Source organism: Streptomyces sp. NPDC055506 (assembly GCF_053643595.1).
Genome location: NZ_JBSHKH010000215.1, coordinates 1 through 7,669, shown reverse-complemented (window position 1 = coordinate 7,669; position 7,669 = coordinate 1). Strand labels below are relative to the sequence as shown.

Annotated in this window: 6 protein-coding genes; all 6 read right to left on the bottom strand. The window is 68.6% G+C overall.

Annotated features, from left to right (window positions below; all coding sequences use genetic code 11):
• Positions 1-48: 48 nt before the first annotated feature.
• Positions 49-2,067 (bottom strand): Stk1 family PASTA domain-containing Ser/Thr kinase, encoded by a 2,019-nt coding sequence (gene pknB, locus ACWIF2_RS39265; RefSeq protein WP_454366322.1) that lies wholly within the window; start codon positions 2,065-2,067, stop codon positions 49-51.
• Positions 2,068-2,236: 169 nt separating this feature from the next.
• The gene (locus tag ACWIF2_RS39260) at positions 2,237-3,715 is read right to left on the bottom strand and encodes a peptidoglycan D,D-transpeptidase FtsI family protein (RefSeq protein ID WP_454366321.1); all 1,479 of its coding nucleotides are present in this window, start codon (positions 3,713-3,715) and stop codon (positions 2,237-2,239) included.
• Positions 3,712-5,160 (bottom strand): FtsW/RodA/SpoVE family cell cycle protein, encoded by a 1,449-nt coding sequence (locus ACWIF2_RS39255; RefSeq protein WP_454366319.1) that lies wholly within the window; start codon positions 5,158-5,160, stop codon positions 3,712-3,714. Before ACWIF2_RS39255 ends, ACWIF2_RS39260 begins: the two co-directional genes overlap by 4 nt.
• A 27-nt stretch (positions 5,161-5,187) precedes the next feature.
• Positions 5,188-6,744 carry a Stp1/IreP family PP2C-type Ser/Thr phosphatase gene (locus ACWIF2_RS39250; protein WP_454366317.1) on the bottom strand — a complete coding sequence of 519 codons (1,557 nt, stop codon included), beginning with the start codon at positions 6,742-6,744 and terminating at the stop codon, positions 5,188-5,190.
• A gap of 138 nt (positions 6,745-6,882) precedes the next feature.
• Positions 6,883-7,395 carry an FHA domain-containing protein FhaB/FipA gene (locus tag ACWIF2_RS39245; protein WP_382492105.1) on the bottom strand — a complete coding sequence of 171 codons (513 nt, stop codon included), beginning with the start codon at positions 7,393-7,395 and terminating at the stop codon, positions 6,883-6,885.
• A 10-nt stretch (positions 7,396-7,405) separates the two neighbouring features.
• Positions 7,406-7,669 (bottom strand): FHA domain-containing protein (locus ACWIF2_RS39240; protein ID WP_454366315.1); only part of this gene is annotated, 264 nt, incomplete at its 5' end.

The following is a 7,669-nucleotide window of genomic DNA, read 5'->3' as shown; positions in this document are numbered from 1 at the left end:
CTCGAAGAGGGGGCCGGGGCCCTGACGTACGTGCGTACGTCCCGGAGGTCAGTCCTCCTCGCGGCCGTTGAGGCCGCCGAAGATGCCGCCGTTGCCGTTGCCGCCGTTGTTGCCGCCTCCGACGCCGACGGTCTGGAGGGTGACCGTCGTGGCTGCCGGGTCGTCGACCTCCTGGTTGCCCTGGGGGTCCTGGCCGGCGACGAGGGCGGTGTCGCTCTGGTCGCTGCCGTTCGCGAACTGGATGTTCGTGAAACCGGCCTGCGCGAGCGTCTGCTTGGCCTGGCCGACCGTCTGGCCGACGACCTGCGGCACGCGCGTCTTCTGCTGTTGCTTCTTGCCGATCTGGATGTTGACCGACGAGTTCTTGTCGACGGAGGAACCAGACTGGGGCGTGGTCGCGATGACCTTGCCGACCTGGTTGTCGTCCTGGGTGTCCACCTCGGTGCAGTTGCCGACCAGGTTGTTGGCCGTCATCTGCGCCTTGGCCTGGTCACAGCTCTGGCCGAGCACGTCCGGGACGGTGGACTTCTCCTCCGCCTTGGCGATGGTGAGGGTGATCTTGGATCCCTTCTCAACCTCCTGGCCCAGAGCCGGGTCCTGCTCGAGGACGGTGCCGGGGTCCTCGGAGGACTCCTTCGACTTCGTCTCGACCACGAACTGGTACTTGTCGCCCTCCAGCGTCGCCCTGGCGTCGTCGATGATGTCGCCGACGACACTCGGCACGGCCACCTTCGGCGCCCCGGTCGACACCACGAGGGAGACGGTGTCGCCCTTGGTGACGTCCGTTCCGGCCTTCGGGTCCTGGGAGCAGACGTTGCCCTTGGTCTGGGCCTCACAGGGCTTCTTGGTGAAGCTCAGCTTCAGGTCGGCGTTGTTGGCGAGTCTGCTTGCGTTCGCCTGGGTCTCACCGACGAAGTTCGGCGCCTTGAGCGTGTCGTTGCCCGCGCCTCCGCTTCCGCTGAACGCCCAGCGCCCGATCAGGATCGCCCCGACCAGGACCAGGATGCCCGCCACCACCAGCAGGATCGTGGAGGTGTTGGACTTGCGCTGCTGCCCGCGGCGCCGGTCGGGGCGGTCGTCGTAGCCGTAGCCGCCGTCGTCCGGGTTCATGGGGGGCATCATCGACGTGGCGCCCGCGCCGGAGTCCGCGCGCAGGGCCGTCGTCGGCTGGTCGTCGGGGTAGCCGCCGTAGCCCACCGAGCCCATCGCCGCCGTGGCCGCGACCGGCTGGCCGTCGAGGCAGGCCTCGATGTCGGCGCGCATCTCGTCGGCCGACTGGTAACGGTAGTCGGGGTCCTTGGTGAGCGCCTTCAGCACGATCGCGTCCATCTCGGGCGTGATCTCGGGGTCGAAGACCGAAGGGGCCTGCGCCTCTTCCCGTACGTGCTGGTACGCGACCGCGACCGGGGAGTCGCCCACGAACGGCGGGCGGACCGTCAGGAGCTCGTAGAGCAGACAGCCGGTCGAGTAGAGGTCCGACCTCGCGTCGACCTGCTCGCCCTTCGCCTGCTCCGGAGAGAGGTACTGGGCGGTGCCGATGACGGCCGCGGTCTGGGTCATCGTCATGCCGGAGTCGCCCATGGCCCGGGCGATGCCGAAGTCCATCACCTTGACCTGGCCGTTGCGCGTCAGCATGACGTTCGCCGGCTTGATGTCGCGGTGGACGATGCCGTTGCGGTGGGCGTACTCCAGGCCCTGGAGGATGCCGATGGTCATCTCCATGGCCCGCTCCGGCAGCAGCTTGCGGCCGGAGTGAAGCAGCTCACGGAGCGTCGAGCCGTCCACGTACTCCATGACGATGTACGGGATCGACACGTTGTCGATGTAGTCCTCGCCCGTGTCGTAGACCGCGACGATCGCGGGATGGTTGAGCGAGGCGGCCGACTGGGCCTCCCGGCGGAACCGGGCCTGGAAGGAAGGGTCACGCGCGAGATCCGCGCGCAGCGTCTTCACCGCCACGGTGCGGCCGAGGCGGGTGTCATGCGCGAGGTATACCTCCGCCATGCCACCACGCCCGAGCACCTGGCCCAGTTCGTACCGGCCGCCGAGGCGACGCGGCTCTTCCATAGCTACCTACCAGCCCTCTCCGTCGGTCCCGACCGGAAATCTTGTACGGTCGGAGGCTGCCGTCCGGGCCTACCGTACCCGGCTCGCTTTGTGTGACCTGGCCAAGCCCGTCAGCCGATACAGGACCGGTATCGCAACGTGCACCGATGTGAAGCAGACGTGAGTGGGGTCACTTCTTGCTGTCGATGACCGCCTCCATCACGTTCCTCGCGATCGGCGCCGCGAGGCCGCCTCCGGAGATGTCGTCACGGACGGCGTTGTCGTCCTCGATCACCACGGCGACCGCCACCGGCGACCCGCCGTCGTTGTCCTTGGCGTAGGAGATGAACCACGCGTAGGGGTTCTCGCTGTTGTCGACACCGTGCTGGGCGGTACCGGTCTTGCCGCCCACCTTGACGCCGTCGATCTTGGCGTTCGAGCCCGTGCCCTTGTCGACGACCGTCTCCATCATCGACTGGAGGATCTGGGCGTTCTCCGAGGACATCGGCTGGCTGTACTCCTCGGGCTCCGTCTGCTCGACGGTGTCGAGGCTCGGCGCCTGGAGCTTGTCCACCATGTACGGCTTCATCAGCTTGCCGTCGTTGGCGACGGCCGAGGCGACCATGGCCATCTGGAGCGGGGTCGAGGCGGTGTTGAACTGGCCGATGGAGGACAGCGCGACCTGCGACGGGTTCATGTCGTCGGAGAAGACCGAGGCGTTGGCGCGGACCGGGGTGAACTGCTCCTCGGTGAAGCCGAACTTCTTGGCCATCGCCAGCATCTTCTCGTTGCCGAGGTCGGAGCCGATCTTGCCGAAGACGGTGTTGCAGGAGTACTGCAGTGCCACCCGCAGGGTCGCGTCCTTGCAGGGGATGTTGCCCTCGTTCTTCAGCGGGGTCGTGGTGCCCGGCATGGTCCAGGGCAGCGGCGTCTTCGTCTTCTGGTCCGCCTCCGTGTACAGCCCGTCCTCCAGCGCGGCGGCCGCGGTGAGCACCTTGAAGGTGGAACCCGGCGGGTAGGTCTCGCGCAGCGCCCGGTTGAGCGTCGGGTCGTCGGGGTTGTTCTTCTTCTCCAGCTTCTGCCAGGCCTTGGTGTCCGTGGTCGTGGAGTTCCCGGCGAACGTCGACGGGTCGTACGAAGGGAAGGAGGCCAGCGCCAGGATCTTGCCGGTGGACGGCTCCAGCGCCACCACCGAGCCCTTGCCGCCCTGCTTCTTCAGACCGTTGTACGCGGCCTTCTGCGCGGCGGAGTTCAGGGTCGTGACGACGTTGCCGCCCTGCTGCTTCTTCCCCGTGAGCATGTCGAGGGTGTTCCGGAAGAACAGCCGGTCGTCGTTGCCGGTGAGGATGCCGTCCTCGAGGTTCTCCAACTGGGTGGCACCGAAGGCCTGCGAGGCGTAGCCGGTGACCGGCGCCCACATCGCGCCGTCCTTGTAGGTGCGCTTGAACTTGAAGTCGCTGCCCGAGGTTTCCTTGGAGCCGGTGATCGGCTTGCCGTCGACGATGATGTCGCCGCGCGGCGAGGCGTACCGCTCGATGATGACCCGGCGGTTCTGCTTGTCGGTGCGGAGCTCGTCGGCCTGGACGTACTGGATCCAGTTGTCGCGGATCAGCAGGGCCAGCACGAGCAGGCCGCAGAAGATCGCGATCCGGCGCAGGGGCTTGTTCATGACGGGCGGACCACCTGGGTCATCTCGGCGTCGGGGTTGCTTGCCGGGGCGGGGGCCGGGCGGCGTGCGGTGTCGCTGATGCGCAGCAGGATGCCGATCAGGGCCCAGTTGGCGATCACGGAGGATCCGCCGTAGGCCACGAACGGCAGCGTCATACCGGTCAGCGGGATGAGGCCCATCACACCGCCGGCCACGACGAAGACCTGGAGGCCGAAGGCGCCGGACAGGCCGACGGCCAGCAGCTTGCCGAACGGGTCGCGGGCCGCGAGTGAGGTGCGCACGCCCCGCTCGATGATCAGGCCGTAGATCAGCAGGATCGCCATGACGCCCGCCAGGCCCAGCTCCTCGCCGAAGGTCGCGAGGATGAAGTCGGAGTTGGCGGCGAAGCCGATGAGGTCGGAGTTGCCCTGCCCGAGGCCGGTGCCGAGAGTGCCGCCGGAGCCGAAGGCCCACAGGGCCTGCATGGCCTGCTCGGAGTGGACGATGCCGTCCTGGACGCCGGCTCGGCTGAGCTCGAACTCGCGCATCGGGTCGAGCCAGGCCTGCACACGGGTCTGGATGTGCGGTTCGAAGCTCGCCACCCCGACGGCGCCGACCGCGGACATCAGCAGACCGAAGACGATCCAGCTGGTCCGCTCGGTGGCGACGTACAGCATGATGACGAACATCCCGAAGAACAGCAGGGATGTACCGAGGTCGGTCTCGAAGACCAGGATGAGGATCGACATCACCCAGACGACCAGGATCGGGCCCAGGTCGCGGCCACGCGGCAGGTACAGGCCCATGAAGCGGCGGCTGGCCAGGGCCAGGGCGTCCCGCTTGACCATGAGGTAGCCGGCGAAGAAGACCGCGAGGGCGATCTTCGCGAACTCGCCGGGCTGGAGCGTGCCGAGGCCGGGGATCTTGATCCAGATCTTGGCGCCGTAGACGTTCGCGCCGAGGCCGGGCACGAGCGGCAGGATCAGCAGGAACAGCGCACCGGCCATGGAGATGTAGGTGTAGCGCTGCAGGACGCGGTGGTCCTTGAGGAAGATCAGTACGACCACCAGCAGGGCGACGCCCATCGCTGAGTACAGCAACTGGCGCGGTGCTGCATCGGCGTAGTTGCTGAGTCGCTTCGACTGGTCGAGCCGCCAGATGGCGACCAGGCCGAGTCCGTTCAGCAAAGTGGCCAGCGGCATCATCAGCGGGTCCGCGTACGGCGCGAACTTCCGTACGACGAGATGGCCGACGCCCGCGAGCAGACCGAGGCCGAGCCCGTAGCTCAGCAGGCCCGGCGGGACCGAGTCATTGAGAGCCAGCCCGACATTGGCGTAGGCGAAGACCGGGATGACGACGGCGAACACCAGCAGCGCGAGCTCGGTGTTGCGCCGGCTCGGCGCACCGATCGCGCCGATCGTGGACGTGTGGTGCGTCGGCGAGTTCGACGTATTCGTACTGCTCATCGTGTGACAGGGCCTCTCACGGCTTGCCTACTGCTTACCGCACAGCGAGACGACCTTCTGCTCTTCCTCCGAGAGGCTGGGGCCGGGGCTGGGAGTGGGTGCGGTGTCGGTCGGGGGCGTGGACTTCTCAGGCGCCGACGGCGAGCCCGACGGGTTCGACGGGTTCGGCGTCGGTGTGGCCTTGGACGTGAAGGAGGCGGGAGTGGTTCCCGTGGTGCCCCCGGCCTCGCCTTCGCCGGTCTTGGAGTTGTTCCGGCTCTCGGCGTCGCGCCGCTGCGCTTCCTTCTTGCACGCGGACGCCTGCACCGACAGTTCCTGGATCTTCGACTGGGCGTTCTTCAGTCCGCCCTCGGCGATGGTCGCCTTGACCAGCTTCTGCTGGTAGGGCGGCAGGTACTTGAGTTCGATCTCGGGGTGGTCCTTCTCGACCTCCGACAGCGACACCCAGGCCAGATCCTGGCTGATGCCCCGGTACAGCGCGACGTGCTCGTCCTCGGCGCCGACGTAGTACTGCGTCTGCGTCCAGCGCCAGCCGCCGTACAGACCGCCGCCGATGACGGCCAGCGCGAGCGCGCCGTAGAAGGATCTCTTCAGCCACCGGCCCTTGCGGCGCGGCTTGACGAAGTCGTCGTCGCCGTAGTCCAGGCCGGTCGCCGGGATGTAGCCGGTGGTGTCGCCGGAGCCGGGCGGGCCGAACTCGCCTCCGCCGCCGTGCCCGTGCCCCTGGCGGCCGAGGCCGGAGGCGCGGCCGGCGGGGGTCTGCATGATGCCGTTGTTGTCGTGCAGCTGGTGCTGGTTCTCGGCGACGGCGCCGACCACGACCGGGGTGTCGGAGAGCTGCCCCGCGAGGGTGTCACCGGTGTCCAGGTCGAGGACGTCGGCGACGATCACCGTGATGTTGTCCGGGCCGCCGCCGCGCAGCGCCAGCTCGATCAGGTTCTGGACGGTCTCCTGCGGGCCCTGGTAGCTGGCGAGGGTGTCCTCCAGGGTCTGGTGGGACACCACGCCGGACAGGCCGTCGGAGCAGATCAGATAGCGGTCGCCGGCCCGGACCTCACGGATGGACAGGTCCGGCTCGACGTGGTCGCCGGAGCCGAGCGCCCGCATCAGCAGCGAGCGCTGCGGGTGGGTCGTCGCCTCTTCCTCGGTGATGCGGCCCTCGTCGACCAGGCGCTGCACCCAGGTGTGGTCCTGCGTGATCTGCGTCAGGACGCCGTCGCGCAGGAGGTACGCGCGGGAGTCGCCGACGTGGACGAGGCCGAGGCGCTGGCCCGTCCAGAGCAGGGCGGTCAGGGTGGTCCCCATGCCCTCCAGCTGGGGGTCCTCCTCGACCATGGAGCGCAGCTGGTCGTTGGCGCGCTGTACGGCGGTGCCGAGCGAGGTGAGGACGTCGGAGCCGGGGACGTCGTCGTCGAGCGCGACGATGGTGGAGATCGCCTCGGAGGAGGCCACCTCACCGGCCGCGGCGCCGCCCATGCCGTCGGCGATGGCGAGCAGGCGCGGGCCGGCGTACCCGGAGTCCTCGTTGCCCTCCCGGATCATCCCCTTGTGCGATCCGGCGGCGAAGCGCAGTGACAGACTCATGCGCACCTCGCCTGTCGGCTCCGGGTACAGCCGGTCGTGTCGAGCCACACTGCCCACCCTCCGGTCGGGAGCGCGCGGGGGCCAGGGGGGCCCGCCACTGCGTGCTCGCTCCGCTCGCGCTCATTCATTGGTGTAGCACTACTTCCGCAGCTCGATGACGGTCTTGCCGATGCGGATCGGCGCGCCCAGCGCAATCGGTGTGGGAGTCGTCAGCCGGTTCCGGTCCAGGTACGTGCCGTTGGTGGATCCGAGGTCCTCGACGATCCACTGGCCGTCGCGGTCCGGGTAGATCCTGGCATGACGGCTGGACGCGTAGTCGTCGTCCAGCACGATCGTCGAGTCGTGCGCCCGGCCCAGGGTGATGGTCTGGCCCTGGAGCGCGACCGTCGTGCCGGTGAGGGTGCCCTCGGTCACGACCAGCTTGGTGGGGGCGTTACGGCCGCGCCGTCCGCCGGCGGACTGCTGGCGCTGCTGCGGCGGCGCCTGGCGGGCGGCGGCCTGCTGCTGCCTGCCGGCCTCGCGGCGCGAACCGCGCTGCGTGACACGCGTACCGAACAGGTCGCTGCGGATGACCTGCACGGCCACGATCACGAACAGCCACAGTACGGCCAGGAAACCCAGCCGCATGACCGTGAGGGTCAGCTCTGACATTGCCCCCGCTTCACCCTTCGGCTTGCCGGTAAATGATGGTGGTGCTGCCCACGACGATCCGCGAGCCGTCGCGGAGCGTAGCGCGGGTGGTGTGCTGCCCGTCCACCACGATGCCGTTGGTGGATCCGAGATCCTGGATCGTCGAGGGCGTTCCGGTCCGGATCTCGCAGTGCCGGCGGGAGACGCCGGGGTCGTCGATCCGCACGTCGGCCTCGGTGCCGACGCCCTCGACCTGTTCGCGGTGAGGATGGCGAACCGGCTGATCAGCCCGGCC